Annotated in this window: 21 protein-coding genes; 10 read left to right on the top strand and 11 right to left on the bottom strand. The window is 60.0% G+C overall.

The window, feature by feature from the left end:
* Window positions 1-6: 6 nt before the first annotated feature.
* The 4 genes from purB to FHT77_RS24575 all read right to left on the bottom strand — a co-directional run bounded on the left by purB (window position 7) and on the right by FHT77_RS24575 (window position 3,688).
* On the bottom strand, window positions 7-1,314 hold the full coding sequence (purB, locus tag FHT77_RS24590) for an adenylosuccinate lyase (protein ID WP_183757445.1): 1,308 nt from the start codon (window positions 1,312-1,314) through the stop codon (window positions 7-9).
* 63 nt (window positions 1,315-1,377) lie between these two features.
* Window positions 1,378-1,869, bottom strand: coding sequence for a hypothetical protein (locus FHT77_RS24585; protein WP_183757444.1), 492 nt, complete (start codon window positions 1,867-1,869; stop codon window positions 1,378-1,380).
* 16 nt (window positions 1,870-1,885) lie between these two features.
* Window positions 1,886-2,566: a ribulose-phosphate 3-epimerase gene (gene rpe / locus FHT77_RS24580; RefSeq protein WP_183757443.1), complete on the bottom strand. Its 681-nt coding sequence runs from the start codon at window positions 2,564-2,566 to the stop codon at window positions 1,886-1,888.
* Window positions 2,567-2,605: 39 nt separating this feature from the next.
* Window positions 2,606-3,688, bottom strand: coding sequence for a branched-chain amino acid ABC transporter substrate-binding protein (locus FHT77_RS24575; RefSeq protein ID WP_183757442.1), 1,083 nt, complete (start codon window positions 3,686-3,688; stop codon window positions 2,606-2,608).
* 169 nt (window positions 3,689-3,857) lie between these two features.
* Between FHT77_RS24575 and FHT77_RS24570 the strand changes: the two genes are divergently transcribed.
* The 7 genes from FHT77_RS24570 to FHT77_RS24540 all read left to right on the top strand — a co-directional run bounded on the left by FHT77_RS24570 (window position 3,858) and on the right by FHT77_RS24540 (window position 10,078).
* Complete coding sequence (locus tag FHT77_RS24570) at window positions 3,858-4,352, top strand: flavin reductase (protein ID WP_183757441.1); 495 nt, start codon at window positions 3,858-3,860, stop codon at window positions 4,350-4,352.
* A gap of 551 nt (window positions 4,353-4,903) precedes the next feature.
* Window positions 4,904-5,833, top strand: a complete 930-nt coding sequence (locus FHT77_RS24565) for an AAA family ATPase (protein WP_183757440.1) — start codon at window positions 4,904-4,906, stop codon at window positions 5,831-5,833.
* Between the two features lie 3 nt (window positions 5,834-5,836).
* Window positions 5,837-7,096, top strand: a complete 1,260-nt coding sequence (locus FHT77_RS24560) for a vWA domain-containing protein (protein ID WP_183757439.1) — start codon at window positions 5,837-5,839, stop codon at window positions 7,094-7,096.
* Window positions 7,093-7,422, top strand: coding sequence for an XdhC family protein (locus FHT77_RS24555; RefSeq protein WP_183757438.1), 330 nt, complete (start codon window positions 7,093-7,095; stop codon window positions 7,420-7,422). The genes FHT77_RS24560 and FHT77_RS24555 overlap by 4 nt, the downstream gene beginning before the upstream one ends.
* Complete coding sequence (locus FHT77_RS24550) at window positions 7,422-8,126, top strand: XdhC family protein (protein WP_183757437.1); 705 nt, start codon at window positions 7,422-7,424, stop codon at window positions 8,124-8,126. Before FHT77_RS24555 ends, FHT77_RS24550 begins: the two co-directional genes overlap by 1 nt.
* Window positions 8,123-9,757 (top strand): NTP transferase domain-containing protein, encoded by a 1,635-nt coding sequence (locus tag FHT77_RS24545; protein WP_183757436.1) that lies wholly within the window; start codon window positions 8,123-8,125, stop codon window positions 9,755-9,757. Before FHT77_RS24550 ends, FHT77_RS24545 begins: the two co-directional genes overlap by 4 nt.
* Before the next feature lie 3 nt (window positions 9,758-9,760).
* Window positions 9,761-10,078, top strand: coding sequence for a TfoX/Sxy family protein (locus FHT77_RS24540; protein ID WP_016554111.1), 318 nt, complete (start codon window positions 9,761-9,763; stop codon window positions 10,076-10,078).
* Window positions 10,079-10,081: 3 nt separating this feature from the next.
* Here the strand turns inward: FHT77_RS24540 and FHT77_RS24535 are convergent, their stop codons facing one another.
* The 5 genes from FHT77_RS24535 to FHT77_RS24515 form a co-directional block, all read right to left on the bottom strand.
* Window positions 10,082-10,504 (bottom strand): NUDIX domain-containing protein, encoded by a 423-nt coding sequence (locus tag FHT77_RS24535; RefSeq protein WP_183757435.1) that lies wholly within the window; start codon window positions 10,502-10,504, stop codon window positions 10,082-10,084.
* Window positions 10,505-10,511: 7 nt separating this feature from the next.
* Window positions 10,512-11,999 carry a DEAD/DEAH box helicase gene (locus tag FHT77_RS24530; protein WP_114712783.1) on the bottom strand — a complete coding sequence of 496 codons (1,488 nt, stop codon included), beginning with the start codon at window positions 11,997-11,999 and terminating at the stop codon, window positions 10,512-10,514.
* 157 nt (window positions 12,000-12,156) lie between these two features.
* On the bottom strand, window positions 12,157-13,455 hold the full coding sequence (locus tag FHT77_RS24525) for a M23 family metallopeptidase (RefSeq protein WP_183757434.1): 1,299 nt from the start codon (window positions 13,453-13,455) through the stop codon (window positions 12,157-12,159).
* Window positions 13,456-13,551: 96 nt separating this feature from the next.
* Window positions 13,552-14,376, bottom strand: coding sequence for a ferritin-like domain-containing protein (locus FHT77_RS24520; protein WP_183757433.1), 825 nt, complete (start codon window positions 14,374-14,376; stop codon window positions 13,552-13,554).
* Entirely contained in the window at window positions 14,373-14,846 is a 474-nt protein-coding gene (locus FHT77_RS24515; protein WP_183757432.1) for a peroxiredoxin, read from the bottom strand. Before FHT77_RS24515 ends, FHT77_RS24520 begins: the two co-directional genes overlap by 4 nt.
* A gap of 119 nt (window positions 14,847-14,965) precedes the next feature.
* Here FHT77_RS24515 and FHT77_RS24510 point away from each other — a divergent pair, with 119 nt between their 5' ends.
* On the top strand, window positions 14,966-18,358 hold the full coding sequence (locus FHT77_RS24510) for a DUF3971 domain-containing protein (protein WP_183757431.1): 3,393 nt from the start codon (window positions 14,966-14,968) through the stop codon (window positions 18,356-18,358).
* 51 nt (window positions 18,359-18,409) lie between these two features.
* Here the strand turns inward: FHT77_RS24510 and tyrS are convergent, their stop codons facing one another.
* Entirely contained in the window at window positions 18,410-19,666 is a 1,257-nt protein-coding gene (tyrS, locus tag FHT77_RS24505; RefSeq protein ID WP_183757430.1) for a tyrosine--tRNA ligase, read from the bottom strand.
* Between the two features lie 116 nt (window positions 19,667-19,782).
* On the opposite strand from tyrS, the gene FHT77_RS24500 reads away from it, so the two are divergent.
* Window positions 19,783-20,901: an anhydro-N-acetylmuramic acid kinase gene (locus FHT77_RS24500; protein WP_183757429.1), complete on the top strand. Its 1,119-nt coding sequence runs from the start codon at window positions 19,783-19,785 to the stop codon at window positions 20,899-20,901.
* A gap of 38 nt (window positions 20,902-20,939) precedes the next feature.
* Complete coding sequence (locus FHT77_RS24495; protein WP_183757510.1) at window positions 20,940-21,422, top strand: GNAT family N-acetyltransferase; 483 nt, start codon at window positions 20,940-20,942, stop codon at window positions 21,420-21,422.
* On the opposite strand, the gene FHT77_RS24490 is transcribed toward FHT77_RS24495, so the two are convergent.
* A complete protein-coding gene (locus tag FHT77_RS24490; RefSeq protein ID WP_016554101.1) occupies window positions 21,419-22,096 on the bottom strand; it encodes an alpha/beta hydrolase in 678 nt (225 codons plus the stop codon). The two genes, FHT77_RS24495 and FHT77_RS24490, sit on opposite strands and share 4 nt — an antisense overlap.
* Between the last annotated feature and the right edge of the window lie 22 nt (window positions 22,097-22,118).

Below are 22,118 nucleotides of genomic sequence, written 5' to 3'. Positions count from 1 at the left end.
TCCAACTCAGGCGGCGCCGAAGACGCGCCGGAAGATCGTATCCACATGTTTTGTGTGGTAGCCGAGGTCGAACTTTTCTCGGATTTCTTCCTCGGACAACGCAGCCCGGACTTCGGCGTCGGCCAACAGTTCCTCGAGGAAGTCCTTGCCCTGTTCCCAGACTTTCATCGCGTTGCGCTGGACGAGCCGGTAGGCATCTTCACGCGACACGCCCGCCTGCGTCAGCGCTAGAAGCACGCGCTGCGAATGCACGAGGCCGCGGAACTTGTCGAGATTCTTCATCATGTTGTCAGGATAGACGACGAGCTTCTCGATGACACCCGCCAGCCGGTTCAGGGCGAAGTCAAGCGTGATCGTCGTGTCGGGTCCAATGGCGCGCTCGACGCTGGAATGGCTGATATCGCGCTCGTGCCAGAGGGCAACGTTCTCCATGGCCGGAACAACTGACATCCGGACCAGCCGCGCCAGACCTGTGAGGTTTTCCGTCAATACCGGATTACGCTTGTGCGGCATGGCGGAAGAGCCCTTCTGGCCAGGCGAGAAGTATTCCTCAGCCTCCAGAACTTCCGTGCGCTGCATGTGACGGATCTCGATCGCGACGTTTTCTATGGAGGACGCGATCACGCCGAGCGTGGCGAAAAACATCGCGTGCCGATCGCGCGGAATGACCTGTGTCGAAACGGGTTCTGGAATCAGGCCGAGCTTGGCGCAAACGTGTTCCTCGACCCGCGGGTCGATATTGGCGAAGGTGCCGACGGCGCCAGAAACCGCGCCGGTGGCGATCTCGGCACGCGCGGCCACGAGACGCGTGCGGTTGCGGCTCATCTCGGCGTAGAAGCGCGCCAGGGTCAGCCCCATGGTCGTTGGCTCGGCATGAATGCCGTGGCTGCGCCCGATGCGGATGGTGTCCTTGTGTTCGAACGCACGTGCCTTCAATGCCGCAAGCACCCGGTCCATGTCGGCGAGCAGGATGTCAGCCGCGCGCACGAGCTGGATATTCAGCGTGGTGTCGAGAACATCCGAAGAGGTCATACCCTGATGGACGAAGCGGGCATCAGGGCCGACGATTTCAGAAAGGTGCGTCAGGAAGGCGATGACGTCGTGCTTGGTGACGGCTTCGATTTCATCGATGCGCGCAACATCGAACGTGGCGGCACCACCGCGTTCCCATATCGTCTTGGCGGCGGATTTCGGGATGACGCCCAGTTCGGCGAGCGCATCGCAGGCGTGAGCCTCGATCTCGAACCAGATGCGGAATTTGGTCTCAGGCGACCAGATGGCGACCATCTCAGGTCGGGAGTAGCGCGGGATCATGGCTTCCTGCTTTCGTTCATAAAGGGAATGCTGGCGCCCCTGTAGCAAAGACAGGCGGCAATCTCAACGCATCCGTTTTGCAAGCGCAAAGCTGGTGCCGAAAAGGCAGACAAGGCCGAGCGGAAGAAATAGCCGCAACCCCAGCACCGCGAACTGATAGACGGCGCTCGCGCCGGTAAAGGCGAATTGAAACACCCAGGTCAGCGATCCGAATGGCGCATGCCAGGCGGAGTAGAAGACGCGGTAGTCCATGGCAAATAGGAAGGCCGTCATCAGGATCGTGCCGGCGGCAAGCGCCACGACGAATGCGGCAAAGCGTGTTTCTACGAGGCGTCGATGGGCAAAGAAGCGCGCCAGAGGCAACACGAATGGCCATGCCAGCAAACCGCCCGCAAAGTAGAGTATTGCGAGGTCGCGGACATGTGCCGTCTCCATCCCGTTCCTGAGATAGAGGGCGGCCATTGCTGATATCAGCATCTGCGTGCCCCAGAGGGGAGCGCCGACAAAGAGCTCGGGGAAAGATGGGCGAGCCGCCTTCAGGCGCTCGGAGATCAAAGACGGCCTGCTTTCGTCACGACTTCGATTTGCCTTCCGCGGCAGCCCGCAGCGCACTGATCGCTGCCTTGTAGGACTCCACCGAGCCGCCCTTGAAAATCGCCGACCCTGCCACGAGAACGTTGCCGCCGGCCTTGCCGATGATCGGCGCGGTTTCTACCGTCACGCCACCATCCACCTCAAGATCGATCGGCCTATCCCCGATCAGTGACCGCGCGGCGGCGATCTTGTCCGCCATGGCTGGAATGAATTTCTGCCCACCGAAACCGGGGTTGACGGACATGATGAGGATCAGGTCAACGTCATCGAGTACGTTCTCGATCGCAGAAAGTGGCGTCGCTGGATTAATCGTCACGCCGACTTTCTTGCCGAGCCCTCGGATAGTCTGAAGCGAGCGGTGGAGATGTGGACCGGCCTCGGCGTGGACGGTGATGCGGTCGCAGCCAGCCTTTGCGAATGCCTCGAGATACGGATCGACCGGCGCGATCATCAAATGGCAATCGAATACGGCATCCGTGTAGGAGCGCAACGACTTGATCACGTCGGGGCCGAAAGAGATGTTCGGGACGAAGTGACCGTCCATAACGTCGAGGTGGATCCAGTCGGCTCCGGCCGCGGTTACATCGCGTACTTCCTGGCCGAGCTTGGCGAAGTCGGCAGCAAGGACCGATGGCGCGATCCGAATGGGCGTGGTCATTGTAATCTCTCCCTAAAACTCATGCCGAAGCGCACGACGCTACTCGATCGGTGTATTTGCCGGGACGAACGAACCGGCCTGCCACTGCAGCAGGCGGTATGGGTTGTCGGCCAGTTCGTGGCCGGCATTGAAAGCAACTTTTCCGATGACCGTTTCGAAGGCTGTCCCGCCGATGTGCTGGGCGATCGGCCTGTCATCCGCACCAGCATCGCTGGCTGCCTTCGTCGCGATTTCCACGGCCGCATAGGCAGGCAGCACATAGCCTTCAGGCTCGACACTGCGTGCTCGGAATGCGTCGACCACAGCTTTTGCCTCCGGGCGCGCCGCGTAGTCGGGCAGGGCGACGGCGAGAACACCATCCGCCAGCGCGAGCGGTTGGTCGGCAGCGCGCATGGCGTCCCCACCGAGTATATCGAGATGGATTTTCTCGGCCGCAGCATCCCGTGCGATAACCGCAACGTCGCTGCGGTCTCCGCCGACGAAGACCTTCGTCGCCCCGGCCTTCCGAAGCCGTCGCACGAGCGCGACCTGTTGCTCCTGGCCGGGCCGATATGTGTCGGTAAAGACCGGCTTGAGGCCCTTTTCCTCGAGCGCATTGCGGATCGCTTCCGTCAGTTCGCGACCATGGATAGTTCCATCCTCGATCAGCGCGATCGGCGCGGCGGCCCACTCGCGCAGGATTACGTCGATGATCTTTTCTGCCTCGGCTCCATCGGCAGGCGCAAGCCGGTAGAGTGGCCAGCCGTTCTTCAGCGCATCTTCCATAAGGATGCGCGAACGCACAGAGACGGTGATCGCCGGGATATTTGCGTCCTTCAGCTTCGGCAGCGCGCCTTCAAGAGTCTCGCTGCAGAGAAAGCCCACGGCAACCTGAACCTTGGCATTGATCAGGGCATCGGCGATCGCTGCACCGCTGTTTTCCGCGCACGTCTCATCGATCGTGACGATCGTGTCGCCGTCCTGCTGGACCTTGGCACTCGCACCGGCGATGATCTGAGCACCAATTGGCGCGAGATTGCCATTCTGCGGCGCTACGATACCAACGATTAGGCCGGCAGCATGGCATTCTCCGGCCGCAAGGAGCAGCATCAGCAGAAGTGCTAGGCCACGCAAAGTATTCATTAAAGATGCCGGTTCCTGTCGTTTGTCTGCTCTTTTATCCGTCCGGCATCGATCGTCAAAGAAAAACGCACAATGAGGAAGCTTTTCGCCCGGCTTTTGTAGAAAACGTAAGAGATCGCCTTCATATTAAAGGAAACGACAACCCGGCAATGCCGGATGGAGAATGCATTTGTTGAACAAACAACCGATCGATCCGCGCCTTTACCGGGATGCGATGAGCCGCTTTGGGGGCCATGTGCAACTCGTGACGACGGCAATCGGCGAGGAGCGCCGCGGCGTGACGATCACCGCCGCTTGCTCCGTATCGGATGACCCTGCGACCGTTCTGGTATGCTTGAACAACAGCAATCCGAAGAATGACATTTTCTTCCGGAGCGGCATCTTTGCGTTGAATACGCTGGCGGCGCACCATCAGGCGCTTGCCGATGCCTTTTCCGGCCGCGCCCAACTGACAAACGACCAACGGTTCCAGACGGGCGCCTTCGACAAACTGGTGACCGGGGCGCCCGTTCTTCGCGATGCGCTTGCCTCCTTCGATTGCCGTGTAAGCGAGATCAAGGAAATGTCGACGCACCACATCATTTTCGGTGAGGTCGTAGCCGTCCGCTACAACGAGGCGAAGCCCGCGCTTGTCTATATGAACCGCGACTATCACACGCTATGACAGTAAACCTCTATGTTTTCCGCGACTTAGCTGTCTCCGGGTAAAAACGGGGTAACAAAAAGCCAAGTGACCGATTTATCACCCTAAAAGAGTTATCCTAGCACCGCTCCCATGCCTGCCCATCGAAGCAGGTCCGCATCCTGTGCAGTTGCGCAGGTTTAAATTAACTGCCAAAAAAATCGCTGCCGTCGGCAATCTCTTGTCGATCTGCCGTCTTTTTGGCAGTCTCCAGAAAACGGTCGGTGAGGTGAATTGCAGTTCTCTTTAGTATGCCTAAGCTCCATCTTCCGGGAAGTTATGAGCCCTAAGTGGCCGGTGAAATAACGGGTGTTTTTCAGGTGCCTTACGCGGCTATTCTGGGGTAACAACGGGGTAACAAAACGCATTTTCTCGGTCTGTCGGGAAGTTTCACCGGTCTGACCCGAAATTGAACGATTTATGAGGGACGTCAATGGCATGGGAAAACCAAAACAACCCGATTTGACCCGTTCTGGGGCAACAAAAACCGGTATTTTTAGGCCACGCTATAACTTCCCGAAATGGGAGGAAACATGTCGGATCAAGCTCATCCGCCGCTGCCGTCGTCGATCGACGAAACGATCGCGATGCTGGGCAATCAGAATTATCTGGCGGGGCGGGCCCTCGGTACGGTCCTTTTCCTGGCCCTGAAAATGAAGCGCCCCCTGTTCCTGGAGGGCGAGGCGGGCGTTGGAAAGACGGAGATCGCCAAGGTCCTGTCGAAGGCCTTGGGACGACCGCTGATCCGCCTGCAGTGCTACGAGGGGCTGGATATCGCCTCAGCCGTCTATGAGTGGAACTATCCGGCGCAGATGCTGGAAATCCGTCTCGCTGAAGCGTCCGGGCTTACCGACAGAAACAGGATCGAATCGGATATCTTTTCCGAGCGTTACCTGATCCGCCGGCCCGTGCTGCAGGCTCTATCCAGCGCGAATGGTCGGGCACCGGTTTTCCTCATCGATGAACTCGACCGGACCGATGAGGCCTTCGAGGCCTTTCTGCTAGAGGTTCTTTCCGACTTTCAGGTTACGATCCCTGAGCTTGGCACCATCCGGGCGGCCGAACCGCCGATTGTCATCATCACCACGAACCGGACGCGCGAGGTCCACGACGCCCTGAAGAGGCGCTGCCTGTATCATTGGGTTGATTATCCCGATGCCCCGCAGGAACTCGAGATCATTCGCCGGAAGGTGCCGGGCTGCAATGCCGCCCTGTCCGCCCAGATCGTCGCCTATGTGCAGCGGCTTCGGACGCTGGATCTCTTCAAGAATCCCGGGGTTGCCGAGACGATCGATTGGGCGACAGCGCTAACCGAACTCGATCGCCTGGCGCTCGATCCGGAAACGATCTCCGACACCATCGGGACGCTATTGAAGTATCAGGATGATATCGCTCGAATCCAAGGCAGCGACGGTGCGCGGGTGCTCGAAGACATCAAAAGCGAACTGCAGGCGGCTGGGTAACAAATGGATCCGAGAAGCGGGCAGGATGAGATCGTCGCTCCGCCTCCTCCGGTAGGCGGTCGATTCGCCGACAACATCGTTTTCTTTGCTAGAGCGCTCCGCAAGGCCGGCCTGAAGATCGGACCGGCCGCGATCGTCGATGCGATCGAGGCTGTTGAGGTGATCGGCGTGGGATCGCGGGAGGAATTTCACGCCGCACTTTCTGCCATTTTCGTCAAGCGCCATGAAGACATGCCGGTATTCGACGAGGCGTTCCGCCTCTTCTGGCACTCGCGCGACCTCGTCGCAAAGATGATCGCGATGATGTCGCCCCGTGCACCGGACACCCGTGACCGGGAGAAGGCAAAACCCGGCGCGAGCCGAGCTGCGGACGCGCTCCTTGGCGAACGAGAGAATGAGAAGCCGCCACGCGATGAACCTGACATCGAGATCGATGCGCGCTTCACCATGTCGGGCAACGAGGTCTTCCGACGTATGGACTTTGCCCAGATGTCCGCGATGGAGATTGCCGCTGCCAAGAAGGCGCTCGGGAAACTGCAGTTACCCCTGGACACGGTACGGACCAGGCGCTTCCGACCGTCGCATGTTCATTCGCGCGTCGATCCCCGCGGGACGATGCGGGCTGCCCTGCGCAGCGGAGCAGGGCTGATTTTGCCGCGCTATCGAGAGATTCGGGAGGTGCAGCCACCGTTGGTGGTTCTCGCCGATATTTCCGGCTCCATGAGCCAGTACACCCGCATTTTTTTGCATTTTCTGCACGTGCTGACGGAGAAGCGCAGGCGGGTTCATACCTTTCTATTCGGCACGCGGCTCACGAACGTCACCCGCCAGATGCGACACAAGGATCCTGACGAGGCGATGGACGAATGCGCCGCCGCCGTCAAGGATTGGTCCGGAGGAACGCGGATCGGCGAAACGCTGCAGGAATTCAATCGGCTGTGGGCTCGGCGCGTGCTCGGGCAGGGCGCTGTCGTTCTTTTGATCACGGACGGCCTGGAACGCGAAGGAACCGATTTGCTCACGGCTGAGATGGATCGCCTGCACCGTTCCTGCCGGCGATTGATCTGGCTCAATCCTCTGTTGCGTTTCGACGGCTTCGAGCCAAGGGCGCGCGGCGTGCGCGCAATGCTGCCGCATGTTGACGAATTCCGACCGGTCCACAATCTATCATCATTGAACGATCTCGCAGCAGCACTCGGTGCAACCAGGTCGACAACGTACGATCCGCGCCGGTACCTCGGAACATTGAAAGGCATTGCATGACGGGGACATCATTTGACCTTGATCCGTTGATGATGGCGGAAGCCTGGAGGAAGGCGGGGCGAGACGTCGCGGTAGCGACGGTGATCGAGACCTGGGGATCGGCCCCGCGGCCGGCCGGCAGCCATTTGGTGATCGACGGGGACGGCAATTTCGAAGGGTCGGTGTCGGGCGGCTGCGTCGAAGGCGCCGTGATCGCCGAGGCCCTGGACGTGATTGCCGAGGGCAAGGCGAAGATGCTCGAGTTCGGCGTCGCTGACGAGACCGCGTGGCGCGTCGGCCTTTCCTGTGGTGGTCGGATCCGCGTCTACGTCGAAAGGCTCGATTGATGGATGCCACAAATCTTGGACAGCTCAACGATGCGCGCCGGGCGCGCCGCGCCGCCATCCTGCTCACCGACCTCGAGACCGGCGACGATAGCGTCGTCCTCGAGGGGGATTCCGTCTCCCCTTCCTTTGGTCTGGCCATCCAGGCTGCTTTTCGTTCGGGAAGGTCGACGTCGATCGAGGCCAATGGCCGCCGCTATTTTCTAAACGTGCATCTGCCGCCGGCGCATATCGTCGTTATCGGCGCGGTACACATCAGCCAGATTCTGTCACAGATGGCGTCTCTCGCCGGCTTCGATGTCCGGATTATCGATCCACGAACGGCTTTCGCCACGCCCGAACGGTTCCTCGGCATCGATTTGACCGCTGATTGGCCGGTGGACGCGCTCAAGGTGCGTCCGCTGGATGCCTATACGGCGCTTGTTGCCGTCACGCATGACCCGAAGATCGATGATTTTCCGATCACCGAGGCGTTGCGAATTGGCTGTTTCTACGTCGGTGCGCTCGGCAGTCGCAAGACGCACGCGGCTCGCCTGGGAAGACTGCGTGCCGAGGGCGTGGACGAGGCTGCACTTGCCAGGATCAGCGGACCCATTGGGCTCAATATCGGTGCAGCGAGCCCGGCGGAAATTGCGGTCGCCATTCTCGCCGAGATCGTCCATACGCTGCGGACCCGCGAAATATCACCTACCGGTGATAACAAATGAAATTCGGATCGTTTTCCATCGACGTTGCCGAAGGCGTGATTCTCGCCCATGCGGTGAAGCTTGCAGGCGGCAACCTGCCCAAGGGGCACAAGATCGAATCTGCCGACATTGAGCGGCTGATCGGCGAGGGTATCGAGCATGTGATCGCGGCACGCATCGAGCCCGGCGACATCGGTGAGGATGAGGCGGCAGGGCGACTTGCGGGAGCCGTCGCTCCTGATCACCTGCGCTTCTCGGAAGCGTCCACCGGGCGCGTGAATGTGTACTCGACCGTGGACGGCCTGTTCGTCGCGAACCGAAGCACCGTTGATCGGCTGAACAGGATCGATCCCGCCATCACGCTTGCCTGCCTGAACGACCACGTACCCGTCCGCAACGGGGACATGGTCGCAACGTTCAAGATCATTCCGCTCGCTGTTTCGGGCGCTAAGCTTGGCATGGCCTGCGAAGTGCTGCGGGCCACATCCGCTTTCGAGGTCAAGCCCTTTGCCAGCCGATCGGTGTCATTGATCGCAACGGTACTGCCTTCGCTCAAGCCCACGGTGATGGACAAGACTGCGCGCGTGCTTTCTCGCCGGCTTACCGCATCCGGAAGTCAGCTTGTCAGAGAGGCACGGATTGCGCACGATGTGGAGCCGGTCGCCGAGGCACTTCGGACAGCATCACGCTTGCCCGACGCCGCGGCGAAACTAATCATTCTTTTCGGTGCGTCTGCGGTCATTGATGATGAAGACGTGATTCCCGAAGCGATTCGACGGGCGGGAGGTGAGGTGGTGCAGGTTGGCATGCCTGTCGATCCAGGCAACTTGCTCGTGCTCGGACGTATAGGCGATGTGCCGGTGATCGGCGCGCCAGGTTGCGCACGCAGCCCCAAAGAGAATGGCTTTGACTGGGTGCTCGATCGGATCCTCGCGGGTGAAAAGCCGAGTGCGCTCGATATCAGCGGCATGGGCGTAGGAGGTCTCCTGATGGAAATCCAAGCACGGCCACGCCTGCGTGAAGCGGAAGCGCAAACGGCCCCGGCCGGCGAGGTCGTGATCGTCGTTCTCGCTGCTGGCAAGGCCAGCCGGATGGGCGAGGGCGGGCCGCACAAGTTGCTCGCTGAGTTTGATGGGGTGCCGCTGATTCGGAGATCCGTCATGACGGCGATCGGCAGTCAGGCATCGTCTGTCGTCGTAGTGACCGGCCACCGGAAGGACGCTCTGGAGGCGGCTGTATCCGGATTGAACATCACGACTGTTCACAATCCGGACTACGCCTCCGGTATGGCCTCGTCGCTCGCGACCGGATTTTCCGTTGAACAAGCGCGGAGCGCGGATGGTATCTTAGTCATGCTCGCTGATATGCCGGGTGTTTCCACTGGTGATCTCGATGCGCTAATCGGAGCATTCCGGCAATCGAGCGGCCAATCGATTATCCGGGCGGTGTCAGGCGGCAAGCGCGGCAATCCGGTGGTTCTGCCCAAATCGCTGTTCGATGCCGTCCTGAGGCTGGAAGGTGACGTTGGGGCCCGGCACATCATCGAAACCTCGGGAGTGCCTGTGGTCGACGTCGACATAGGGGACGCGGCGCATCTGGACGTGGATACGCCAGAGGCCGTGATCTCCGCCGGCGGAATTTTGAAGGGTTAAGGAATGGATTCGGCGGCGATCGAAGAGATGTTTCAAGGGCTTGGCCCCGTTACCATCAAGCGGATGTTCGGTGGCAAGGGCATCTATCATATGGGCCGGATCGTTGCGGTCGAGGTGCGCGGAGAAATGCTGCTCAAGGCCGACGAGCGGAGTGCTTCCGAGTTCGCGGCAGCGGGAGCCACGCAATGGGCCTATGAAGGGAAGAAGGGAAGCCCTGTGAAAATGCCATATTGGTCGATCCCGGACGATGCCTATGATGACCCTGATCTCATGGCGCGATGGGTGCGGCTTGCCTATGAAGCGGCGCTCCGTGCGGAATAAGTCTTAGAGAAATTCGCCCGCGTTCAGCCGCTCGATGGCAGCGGTCGCAAATGCGGAAAGCGGCTGCGGGAGGTCGGAACGACCGAACCACCCGAAGTCCGAGAGCTTTTCCGGCTCAGTAAGTTGCGGTTCGCCGTCAAATTCGGACGCGATGTAGAGCAGAGAAACCCAATGCTGCTCGTCTGTCGTGCTGATAACTTCGGCAGGGCCGAGGAGATTGATACGGCCGATCGAAAGTCCGGTTTCTTCTTCCGCTTCCCGGCGCGCCGCTTGCTCGGCCGGTTCCATATGGTCCACCTTGCCGCCCACGATACTCCAGTGGCCGGCCTCAGGGGCCCGAATACGCTTGTAAAGCAGGATCTTGCGATCCCGCAAGATCACCAAGCCAACGCCGACGCCCGGAAAATCGATGCCCGGCGTACCCATGGGCTCGTCAGATCTTGGCGTTTGCCGTGATCAACATGAAGGCGGGAATCTCATCGCCGAAGCCGACAGGTGTCGGGCCGTCATCGTGGTCACGGTAGCGGCGGCGGTCGCGATTGTCGTCGTTTGCCGGATAAGGACGAGCAGCGCGCGTGTTGTGGTGCGGCTTGTTTTGTTCTGCTTTGCGCTCTTGCTTCACGCTTTCGACCTTTGCTGGTGCTGCTGTTTCCATCGTCTCGACGTCATTATCCGCGACGGCGATATCAGATTTATGACCTCCACGGCCCTTGCCGCGACCGCGGTCCTTGTCCCGGCCCTTGCGGCGCGAACGATCATCGTCACGGCTCGGCTCGGGAGGGGGCAAGGCGGTGAGGTCACCGTTCAACCACTCGACCTTCTCGCCGATAAGTTTTTCGATCGAGTCGGCATGTTTCTGGTCATGGCGGGTGACGATGGTGAATGCAGCGCCGGAACGGCCTGCGCGGCCAGTGCGGCCGATGCGATGCACATAATCCTCGGAATGGATCGGAACATCGAAGTTGAAAACGTGGCTGACGTCAGGAATGTCGAGACCGCGGGCGGCGACATCGGAAGCCACGAGAAGCTGGAGGTTGCCATCCTTGAAGTTCTGCAGCATGGCCATGCGCGAGCGCTGGTCCATGTCGCCGTGTAGGGCGCCGGCGGAAAAGCCGTGGCGGTCCAGCGAACGGAAGAGCTCGGAAACATCCTTCTTGCGGTTGCAGAAGATGATTGCGTTCTTGAGATCGCTCTGTGCCTTGACGAGATCGCGAAGGACAGCACGCTTTTCGTAGTCCTTGCCATGCGAGGCGACGAAGCGCTGCGTCACGGTCTTCGCCGTCGACGCCGGCTTGGCGACCTCGATGCGCTCCGGATTTTGCAGGAAGCGATCGGCGAGCTTCTGGATTTCAGGCGGCATGGTGGCCGAGAAAAACAGCGTCTGGCGGGTAAACGGAATGAGTTTGGCAATGCGCTCGATATCGGGGATGAAGCCCATGTCGAGCATGCGGTCAGCTTCGTCGATAACGAGAATTTCAACGCCGCTCATCAAGAGCTTGCCACGCTCAAAGTGGTCGAGCAGGCGGCCGGGGGTGCAGATTAGAACGTCGGCACCGCGCTCAAGCTTGCGGTCCTGATCTTCGAAGGAGACACCGCCGATCAAGAGGGCGACGTTCAGACGATGATTCTTGCCATACTTTTCGAAGTTTTCGGCAACCTGCGCAGCTAGCTCGCGGGTCGGCTCCAAAATGAGCGTACGCGGCATACGTGCACGGGCACGGCCCTTTTCCAGCAGCGACAGCATCGGCAGAACGAACGACGCGGTCTTCCCGGTTCCGGTCTGCGCAATTCCGCAAATATCGCGACGTTCGAGCGCAAACGGGATCGCGCCAGCCTGGATGGGGGTTGGCGTCGTGTAGCCCGCGTCGGTCACAGCGGAAAGCACTTTTTGGCTCAAGCCAAGATCAGCAAATGTCGTCAAAGGGAAAACTGTTTCCGTTCCGGTTCGGCCGCACTCTGATTGAGTCGGCGTGATTGCATGCCGCAATGCAGCGCGACATAAGCCGAAACTGTCCTTAAGTCAAGGAATACAGGCCTTGCAACCAGTGCAGAGGTAAAGACGTGGTTAGCGCGCGTAGTTACTTCATGTAACTGGCAAGCTTCAAGCCGGCATTCATGAAGTAAATGGGGTCGATGGCACGACCATTCTGGCGGACTTCGTAGTGCAAATGCGTGCCAGTGGACCTGCCGGTGCTGCCGGCCAGGCCGATCACGTCGTCGCGGTCAACCCTGTCGCCAATTTTCGCGAGAATTTCAGACATATGGCCGTAGCGAGTGGAAATGCCATTGCCATGATCCACTTCGACCATGTTGCCATAGCCACCCGTCCAACCAGCCGCGATCACCTTGCCGGGCGCTGTCGGGCGCACTTTCTCGCCGGGCGTAAAGCGGAAGTCGATGCCCGAGTGCAGCGCCAGGCGCCCAAGGAACGGATCACGCCTGTTGCCGAACGAACTCGTAATCTCCTTGCCAACGGCAGGGTTCTGGAACGGCAGCGATTCGGCGGTGCTTCGTACCGTCTCCAGGCGGGTGAGGGCATCATCGAGCTGCGTAAGCGAACTGTCGAAATCATCGGCGCTTTCGGGTTCAACATAGGGGCCGCCGACGGCGCTGTCGTCTTGCTTGGCGCGTTCTGCCGGCACCGAAATGCGGAAGCGCGTCAAGACCTTGGATATGGCATCGGCTGTACCGCCGGCATCGCTCGTCAGTTGGGCGATGCGATTGCGCTGCTTTTGTTCAATGTCCTTCAGCGACAGCGTCACTTTGGAGAAAACGCGATCGGCGCGATCGCCGACAGTCTCGTGCGCCGGGACATCTGTGGGCGAGGCATTGTCGGTCGTCACGTCGGCCGGTTCGTCAGCGCCAGCAAGTTCGTTTTCGATCGCCTGAACGGCACCCGAAAGCGACGCACGCTTGTTCTTCACCTCGGGAGCGTACGACTGCAACGGTGTCGTCTCTTTGCCGCCCAGCCCGGAATTTTCGGCGCGATCCAAGAGGGAGCCCAACTTGCCGTGGCGTGACGTCAGGGCCAGTTGCTGCTCCATCAGCTTGTCTACCTTGTCTTCGACAACTTGCTGATCAAGCAATTGACGCGACGTGACACGATCCACTTGAGCACGCAGAGCGGCGATCCGGTCTTCGTAATCATGTTGCATACGCGCCTGCCTGGCCATCGTCGCGCCGATCAGGTCGTCACGCAGGACGAGGTAGGAGGTGGCCAGCAGATAGCCGATCGAGAAGACGCCGACAAAACAGAAGGCGAGCGCTGCCATCCACGGCCTGACCGTCAGGTGGCGGACCCGATCGCCGCTCGCCAGGATCAGGATATGCTCTTGTTTCCTTTGGCCGAATACGCGGCTCTGCTGTGCATGCGTCACGGAGAATCTCCCAATTGACGGCCAATGCCTCAATTGCCTTAATTACGCATGACTATGGTTAATATTTACTTAGGTCAGCATTGCTGTCGCTGCAGATCAGGCGTTGCTAGTCGATGTCAGCGAGCGGTAGAAGGACGGCGTCAGGCCCGCCTCGGCCCGCGCAATGTCGTTGAAGGGCGGCTTCAACGGACCACGAAAATTCGCGCGCACCAATTCGTGGAACGTGCGAGCCGGATCCCGCCTCTCGCGCGCGCACAGGAAGCGGAACCATTTGGCGCCAATGGCAACATGACCCTTCTCGTCATTGTAGATGACATCGAGCACGGCCGCACTCTCCATGTCCCCAGTCTCGCGCATCTTGGCCTGCAACGAAGGCGTCACGTCCAGGCCGCGGGCCTCCAGGATCAGCGGAACAACGGCAAGCCGCGCCGTCAGGTCATTCCTCGTCGAATGCGCCGCCTGCCACAGGCCATCGTGGGCGGGCAGATCGCCATAATCCGCGCCGAGGTCCTTCAGCCGGGCGCGTACCATGCGGAAATGCTTCGCTTCCTCAAAGGCAACCTGCATCCAGCCGTCGAAGAATGAGTTCGGCACCGGTTCGGTCGCGAATCGCGCCGCGATATCAAGTGCGAGGTCAACCGCGTTAAGCTCGATATGGGCGATTGCATGGAGCAGCGCAATGCGTCCCTTCACTGTGTGCAGGGAGCGCCTTTCGACCTGGGTCGGCGGTATTAACTCCGGCTTATCGGGACGGCCTGGCCTATCGGGCAGCGACGCGTCGAGCGGCGAACGCAGCGACAAGGTCCGGCCAAACCATCGCGTGGCAGTCTCTTGGGCCAGGGCAGTCTTCTCGTCGAGATCGGTCGCTCGGATGGCGTCAATCGCTCCGCCGCGCAAGGATGTGATGGAGCGATGCGTCATCGTGACAGGTTTTGCACTGCTGCAAGCACGATTTCAGCGTGACCGGTCACCTTCACCTTCTGCCAGATCGTGCCGATCGTCCCGTCGTCGCGAACGAGAAACGTGGTGCGTTCTACACCCATGAAATTGCGGCCATACATGGTCTTCTGCTTCCACACGCCATAGGCCTGAAGCGTCGTCTTCTCTTCGTCGGACGCCAAGACAACCGCAAGATTGTGCTTCTTGATGAAGCGATCATGACATTTGACCGAATCGGGAGACATGCCGATGACGGCGGCGCCGGCTTTTTCAAAGTCGTCGGCCAGTGCCGTGAAAGCGAGCGATTCCGCCGTACATCCCGTCGTGTCGTCCTTGGGATAAAAGAAAAGCACCAGCGGCTTACCACGGAATTCACCGAGCGAAACACGACCTCCGCCGTCTCGCGGAAGATCAAAGTCCGGCGCTGCGGTGCCGATGCTTATATCCGCCATGGAGAAACCTTTCTTTTGCCGAGTTTGTGGATAACAGGTGATTTGCCAGATATATATTGGACGAACAATCGTCCAGCCAGTCTGGTCCAGACCACAAAATAAGGAGTTAGGCGAGGCGCATGTCGGCGATCCGCGGCGAAAAAATTAGATTCCGCAAGAAAGATATCGTCGCACTGCATGAGCTTCCCTCCGCGCAGGCCGAGGATCCCATCATTGTCAGCTGCCCGCCGTCGCGTTCGCGCATGCGCCGAACCGCGGGCGTCACTGGTGGTTGCGTTGCCGTTATCCTTTTCGTGCTCGCAGCGATCGCCTTCGCGGTGGAAAGCGGCATGTTCGACGCACTGCTTTCGCGGCAGGCGCAGGTTGCATTGAACTCCGCCATCGGACCCCGCTATCGAGCGGAGGTCGGTTCGACCGTCATTCGCTTTACATCAAACCTGCGGCTTGCGCTCGAGGCGCGCGACGTTAGCATGATCGACGAGAAGAGCGGACAGCACCTATCGACAACGCATGCGATGCGCATCGCGCTTGACCCGCTGCAACTCTTCCGTGGCCGCATCGCGATTGCGCAGATCGAGGCGCAGGATATAGCGCTCGATACAGCGCTGCTGCCATCCGGAAAGCCGCTCAAGCTCGACGATGTTCGCGTCGACCAGATACCCGCTGCGATGGAAGCCGCGTTCGCTCAGCTCGATATGGTCGACGGTTTTGTCGAGCGGGGCGGAACACGGTCGGTAAAGCTCTCGGGTATCGACATCAAGCTTGCCGATACTGCAAACGGTCCGCTTTCGATCGTGGTCAACAACGTGGCTTTCTCACGAACACGTCAGGGGGCACTGGCGCTTGATGGCGAGGTGGCGATCAACGGCAAACCAGCAACGCTTAGCATCGTCACCGAAAGGACTGATGGACGCACCTCGAAACTGACCGGCCAGGTCGCGGGCGTCGATCTGGGGCCGTTCACGCTGAAGCGGAACGTTCAGGGTCAGATTCGACAAGGCATCGATGCCGCCAGTGATCTGACGATCTCTGCCGTTCGCGCCGGCGATCGAGAGCCGCCGGCGCTCGCTGCCGCAATCGAACTGAAGCCGGGACAGTTCTACATGGACGGCGACCAGCAAGAACTGAACGGCGGTCGTATCAATCTCGCCTATGATTTCTCCAAGCAGACGCTCGAGATTGCAAAGTCGCGCGTTCAGTTCGGCGCCACATCCGTGCCGCTCAGCGGCGCCCTTATCGATCTGGATAAAGTCGATGCGTCGGCAGGAAAGGGCTTCGGGATTGATCTGCTTGTCAGCGGCGGCACTGCGGCGCCGTCAGGGTCCGGCGAGCAACCTCTCGCCTTCGACATCCAGGCGACGGGTCGCTACCTCGTTGCCAGCCGTGAGCTCCAATTTCCAAACATGCGGGTTTCAAGCCCGGCCGGCGGTCTCTTTGGCTCGCTCCATGTCCGTCTCGCAGATGTGTCACCGGAGATCAGTTTTGCTGGTCAGTCACAGCAGCTGCAGACCACGGCGGTCAAACAGCTATGGCCGTTCTGGATGGCGTCGAAGGGTCGCGAATGGGTCCTTCGCAACCTCTTCGGGGGCACAGTTACCGACGCATCAATCTCTGTCTTCATTCCGTTCGGACGTCTTGATGAGGCGGTCGGCAAGGGGCTGAAACTCAATAAGGACCAGATCCGCATTGCGTTCGATATCGCCGATACGCGGATGAACGTCGCCGGTGATATCCCGCCGATACGCGATACGAGTGCTCACTTTGATCTCAGCGGTCCGCGCGCAACAATCTCCATCAAGGGCGGGACTGCATTCTTCCCTTCGGGACGATCTGTCAACGTCGGCGAGGGTACGTTTGTCATGCCGTCGACCTATGACAAGCCCCTCATGGCCGAGATCAATCTTCCCGTTTCCGGCGCGGCGGACGCCGTCGGCGAACTGCTGACCTACAAGCCGATCCAGGTACTCCAACGCGCTGGCTTCGTGCCTGAGGACCTCAAAGGCAAGGTGTCGGCAATGGTGCAGGCACGCATCGGGCTGCTCTCTTCGCAGAATCCTCCGCCGGCCGAGTGGAAGGCTGTGCTGCAGCTGCAGGATCTCGATATTGCCAAGCCAATTTCTGGCCGCAAGATCACCGGTCTCGACGGGGTTCTGAACGCCGACCCGAAACAGGTAAGCGTTGACGGCAAAGGGCTGATTGACGGGATTCCCGCTGGCATCAAACTCGTTGAGCCGACCGACAAATCGTCGGACGTCCAACCGCAACAAACCATCACAGCCACGCTCAACAACGACCAGCGTGAAAAAGTGCTACCCGGCCTCAACGACATCATCGATGGCAGCATCGATGTCGAGCTCAATCGTATCGATCAGGAACGGCAGGCGGTGTCGGTCGACCTTGGAAGGGCACGGCTGTCTCTTCCATGGATCGGCTGGTCGAAAGGAGGCGGAATCGGCGCGACGGCGACATTCGAGGCATCTGGCCCCGCCGACAATACTGAGTTGAAAAACTTCGTCCTCAAGGGGGATGGATTCGGGGCCAACGGCTCCCTTGTCATCGGCAAGGGCAACCTCATGAAAGCGGATTTCGACAGCGTCAAACTGTCGTCGCTCGATGATTTTGCGGTGTCGGTGAAGAGGAACAAGGGAGGGCTTGATGTCTCCGTATCCGGCGACAGCGCCGATGCGCGCCCGATCATCGCCCGGGTAAAGTCCGCCGGCGGCGGGGGCGGTGACTCCGATCGCAGCGGCAGCGTATCCGTCCGTGCCAAGCTCGGCCGCATCATCGGCTTCAATGACGAGAAGATGCGGAATGCCGACATGCTGTACGTTTCCGCCGATGGTCGGCTGCAATCGTTGAACTTCACCGGCGTCACCGACAGCGGCGAGGCGTTCGTAGCCCAGACGAAGGGCAATGGCGTTATCAACGTCACCAGCGGGGATGCCGGCTCGGTTTCGCGCTTCGCCGACCTCTATCAGCACATGATGGGTGGCTTGCTCAACATGCAGATCCGCCTTGGCGTTGGAGATCGCTGGGATGGCTCGATCGACATCAGGCGCTTCTCCCTGGTCAATGAGCAGCGTCTGCATTCAATTGTGTCGACGCCCGTCGGTCAGGAGCAACGAAGCCTGAATTCGGCGGTCAAGCGGAACATCGATACCTCCGCACAGCGGTTCCAGCGCGGTTTTGCCAGAATTGTTTCGCAGAACGGCGTGATCGGCATTGAGAACGGTGTTGTGCGTGGAGATCAGGTCGGCGCTGTATTCCAAGGCACGGTACGCGACCAGCGCGGCAATATGGACATGACCGGCACTTTCATGCCTGCGTACGGGCTCAATCGCCTGTTCGCCGAGTTGCCGTTAATCGGATTCATCCTCGGCAATGGTACCGATCGCGGCCTGATCGGCATTACCTTCAAGCTGACGGGCAAACTGGAATCTCCGGCTCTCATCATCAATCCGCTGTCGATCATTGCGCCTGGCGTCTTCCGCAACATCTTTGAATTCCAATAGGCACAAAAAAGCCGGCTCGAGGCCGGCTTTCGGTTTCCGATGTCGTCCGTGCTATGCGGCGCGGCGGATCAGAATGTGCTTCTTCTTGCCAAGCGAAAGCTTGATGACGCCATCGGCGGTAACTTCGCCACTGCCGATCACCTTGCGCTCATCACTGACGGCCTGATCGTTGATACGTACGGCACCGCCCTGAACATGGCGGCGCGCCTCACCGTTCGAAGCAGCAAGGCCGGCGCGGACGATCAGCGACAGAAGGCCGATGCCGCCGTCGAGTTCGGCAGCCGGCACGTCGACCGACGGAAGGTTTTCTGCAAGGCCGCCTTCCTCGAACGTCTTGCGGGCGGTTTCGGCAGCTTGTTCAGCGGCTGCACGGCCGTGCAGGATTGCGGTGACTTCCGTGGCGAGGATCTTCTTGACCTCGTTGATCTCGGAGCCGGCGAGCGCCGAAAGTCGTGCGATTTCGTCCATCGGCAGGGTTGTATAGAGCTTTAGGAAGCGCGAAACGTCGGCATCCTCTGTATTGCGCCAGTACTGCCAGAAGTCATAGGCCGACAGCATGTCTGCGTTCAGCCAGACAGCGCCGGTGGCAGACTTGCCCATCTTCGCACCTGACGCGGTCGTCAGCAGCGGCGAGGTGAGGGCGTAGAGCTGCGGAGTCCCCATGCGGTGACCGAGATCGATGCCATTGACGATGTTGCCCCACTGGTCCGAACCACCCATCTGCAGACGGCAGTCGTAACGCTTCGCCAATTCGACGAAGTCGTAGGCCTGAAGGATCATGTAGTTGAATTCGAGGAACGACAGCGACTGTTCGCGATCGAGGCGCGTCTTGACGCTGTCGAAAGCCAGCATGCGGTTGACCGAGAAGTGCCGGCCGACATCGCGCAGGAATTCAAGGTAGTTCAGAGATCTCAGCCATTCGGCATTGTTGATCATCAACGCGTCCTTCGCCCCTTCGCCGTAGGTCAGGTAATTCGAGAAGACGCGCTTGATCGACGCGATGTTGCTCTCGATGGTATCGACGGTCATCAGCTGCCGCGCTTCCTCCTTGAACGAGGGATCGCCAACCATGCCGGTGCCGCCGCCCATCAGCGAAATGGCGCGATGGCCGGTCGCCTGCATCCAGTGCAGCATCATGATCTGGATCAGCGAGCCGGCATGCAGGCTGGGAGCGGTGGGGTCAAAGCCGATATAGGCTGTTACCGTTTCCTTGGCGAAGAGTTCGTCGAGGCCGGATTCATCGGAAATCTGATGAATGAAGCCGCGCTCTTTCAGCGTGCGGAGGAAATCGGATTTGAACTCGGACATGACCTTTTGCTCTCGGGTGCGGATTTTCGGATTGGCTATTGTTGAAGTGACGCGGCGCGTTTAGCACTGTTTTGCCGAACAGTCACCATTTGGCAGGAATCTTCCAGCGAGGCTCCATGGAGAAGATCAGAACCGCGATCGGTTTGATGAGCGGAACGTCGATGGATGGTATCGATGTGGCGCTGCTGCGCACCGACGGCCGTGCCGTCGTCGAACGCGGGCCCTCCCTTGGTGTCCCGTATGAGCCTGCCTTTCGCGACCGGCTGAAGCTTGCGCTGGAGCAGGCGAAAATTATCACGCGGCGTGAGCATCGGCCGGGCGAACTGGCATCAATCGAGCGAGAACTGACGTTACGTAATGCAATTGCCGTTAGGGAATTTCTGGCCGCGAACGCGCTGGCTGCATCCGCGATCGACGTCATCGGCTTTCATGGGCAGACGGTGCTGCATCGGCCGGACGAGGCGCTGACGGTCCAGATCGGTGACGGGGCGCTGCTCGCCCGCGAGACGGGGATACCTGTCGCCTATGACCTCCGCGCCAATGACATGGTCCACGGCGGTCAGGGCGCACCCCTGGTTCCGGTTTACCACGCGGCGCTTGCTGCTAACGTCGCTCATGCGGCCTTGCCGGTCTGCTTCGTCAACATCGGCGGGATTTCCAACCTGACCTATGTCGGTGCTGATGGCATCATCGTCGGATATGATAGCGGGCCGGGCAATACGTTGATCGACCAGTGGGTCGAGACCCATGCGGGGGTGCCGTTCGATCAAGGCGGCATGATTGCCTCGGAGGGACGGGTGATCGACGATCTTGCGGATCGCTATTTGAGCAGCCCGTTCTTTACGGCGGAGAAGCGGCGCTCGCTTGACCGCAACGACTTTCCGCCACCTTCAGGCTCGGACGCAGAACTTGCGGATGGTGCGCGCACCCTTGCGCATGTCGCCGCCGCGTCGATCATCAAGTCCGCGGGTCACCTGCCAGTGATGCCGACGCTGTATATCATCTGCGGAGGTGGGCGCCTCAATCGCGTGCTGATGCAGGATCTGAAGGACCTGGCGCAAAGACGGGGCGCCGAGGTGATTGCAGCGGAAGAAGCGGGGTTCAACGGTGATTCCATGGAGGCGGAAGCCTGGGCTTATCTCGCTGTTCGGTCGCTGGACGGACTGCCTTTGACGTTTCCGGGAACGACGGGAGTTCGTACGCCTGTCAGCGGCGGTGTGGTGGTGAAGCCGTGAGGCAGGTCATTCTGGAGACGCCCCGGCTTGTCGCCGTCATGTGGGAACCCGACGATGCCGGTCTCATTCAGGAGCTTCACTCGACGATCGAGACCACGCGATATCTTTCCGGCGCAGCCCCATGGTCGCGAGAGAAGGCCGACGAGCGACTGCGCAGCTGGTTCGGCGAGCAGGCGCGGGACGGAACGACGAAATACAAGGTTATGAGTCGTGAGGATGGCCGCTTCATCGGTCGCGCGGGCTTTTCGCTGTTCGGCGGCGACAGGCAGGATTTCGAACTCGGGTACTCGCTGAGGCAGCAGGAGTGGGGCAAAGGCTATGCGACGGAGATTGCCAGCGGCCTGATGGACTGGTTTTTCCGGCGGAACTTTGCGCAACAGTTCATCGCATTCACCCATCCTGACAATGCCGCGTCCCAGCATGTCCTGACGAAAATAGGCATGCGAAGCCGCATGCCTATGATCATTGACGGATTGTCCTGTCCGACGTTCGAAATGACCGCCGGGATGCGATCGGCCTAGCGGATGCGCTTGGCGGCCGGCTCAGGCACCAGTTCGCCATTCAGGCGGCGATCGAGGTAATCCTCGCATTCGCCCATCAGCGTCTCGACCTGGCCGTTGAAGAAGTGGTTGGCGCCCGGCACCGTGCGGTGCGTGATCAGGATACCCTTCTGCGTCTTCAGCTTCTCGACGAGGCCGTTCACATCCTTTTCGGGCGCGACCTTGTCGGCTTCGCCGTTGATGATCAGGCCGGACGACGGGCAGGGTGCGAGGAACGAGAAGTCGTAGGTATTCGGCTGCGGCGCAATCGACATGAAGCCTTCGATCTCAGGACGACGCATCAGGAGCTGCATGCCGATCCAGGAGCCGAAGGAATAGCCGGCAACCCAGCATGTCTTCGAATCGGGATGCAAGCTCTGCACCCAGTCGAGGGCCGAGGCCGCATCGGAAAGCTCGCCGGCGCCGTGGTCGAATTCGCCCTGGCTGCGACCGATTCCCCGGAAGTTGAAGCGCAGCGTCGTGAAACCGCGCTTCTGGAACATGTAGAAGAGCTGGTAGACGATCTGGTTGTTCATCGTGCCGCCGAACTGAGGGTGCGGGTGCAGGATGAGGGCAATCGGCGCGCTCTTTTCCTTGGAGGGCTGGTAGCGGCCTTCAAGGCGGCCTGCGGGGCCGTTGAAAATGACTTCGGGCATCGGTACTCCGGCGTTTATTTCT

It is taken from the genome of Rhizobium sp. BK181, from assembly GCF_014193305.1.
Classification (GTDB): Bacteria; Pseudomonadota; Alphaproteobacteria; order Rhizobiales; family Rhizobiaceae; genus Rhizobium.
This window is presented reverse-complemented; position numbering and strand designations above follow the sequence as displayed.

What these genes read in the sequence shown, in the direction of transcription:
- purB (WP_183757445.1), bottom strand. Translation starts at nt 1,314, where the DNA reads ATGATCCCGCGCTACTCCCGACCTGAGATGGTCGCCATCTGGTCGCCT.
- tyrS (WP_183757430.1), bottom strand. Translation starts at nt 19,666, where the DNA reads ATGTCCGAGTTCAAATCCGATTTCCTCCGCACGCTGAAAGAGCGCGGC.
- FHT77_RS24510 (WP_183757431.1), top strand. Translation starts at nt 14,966, where the DNA reads ATGTCGGCGATCCGCGGCGAAAAAATTAGATTCCGCAAGAAAGATATC.
- FHT77_RS24540 (WP_016554111.1), top strand. Translation starts at nt 9,761, where the DNA reads ATGGATTCGGCGGCGATCGAAGAGATGTTTCAAGGGCTTGGCCCCGTT.
- FHT77_RS24490 (WP_016554101.1), bottom strand. Translation starts at nt 22,096, where the DNA reads ATGCCCGAAGTCATTTTCAACGGCCCCGCAGGCCGCCTTGAAGGCCGC.
- FHT77_RS24555 (WP_183757438.1), top strand. Translation starts at nt 7,093, where the DNA reads ATGACGGGGACATCATTTGACCTTGATCCGTTGATGATGGCGGAAGCC.
- FHT77_RS24550 (WP_183757437.1), top strand. Translation starts at nt 7,422, where the DNA reads ATGGATGCCACAAATCTTGGACAGCTCAACGATGCGCGCCGGGCGCGC.
- FHT77_RS24560 (WP_183757439.1), top strand. Translation starts at nt 5,837, where the DNA reads ATGGATCCGAGAAGCGGGCAGGATGAGATCGTCGCTCCGCCTCCTCCG.
- FHT77_RS24520 (WP_183757433.1), bottom strand. Translation starts at nt 14,376, where the DNA reads ATGACGCATCGCTCCATCACATCCTTGCGCGGCGGAGCGATTGACGCC.
- FHT77_RS24575 (WP_183757442.1), bottom strand. Translation starts at nt 3,688, where the DNA reads ATGAATACTTTGCGTGGCCTAGCACTTCTGCTGATGCTGCTCCTTGCG.
- FHT77_RS24535 (WP_183757435.1), bottom strand. Translation starts at nt 10,504, where the DNA reads ATGGGTACGCCGGGCATCGATTTTCCGGGCGTCGGCGTTGGCTTGGTG.
- FHT77_RS24495 (WP_183757510.1), top strand. Translation starts at nt 20,940, where the DNA reads ATGTGGGAACCCGACGATGCCGGTCTCATTCAGGAGCTTCACTCGACG.
- rpe (WP_183757443.1), bottom strand. Translation starts at nt 2,566, where the DNA reads ATGACCACGCCCATTCGGATCGCGCCATCGGTCCTTGCTGCCGACTTC.
- FHT77_RS24500 (WP_183757429.1), top strand. Translation starts at nt 19,783, where the DNA reads ATGGAGAAGATCAGAACCGCGATCGGTTTGATGAGCGGAACGTCGATG.
- FHT77_RS24565 (WP_183757440.1), top strand. Translation starts at nt 4,904, where the DNA reads ATGTCGGATCAAGCTCATCCGCCGCTGCCGTCGTCGATCGACGAAACG.
- FHT77_RS24515 (WP_183757432.1), bottom strand. Translation starts at nt 14,846, where the DNA reads ATGGCGGATATAAGCATCGGCACCGCAGCGCCGGACTTTGATCTTCCG.
- FHT77_RS24545 (WP_183757436.1), top strand. Translation starts at nt 8,123, where the DNA reads ATGAAATTCGGATCGTTTTCCATCGACGTTGCCGAAGGCGTGATTCTC.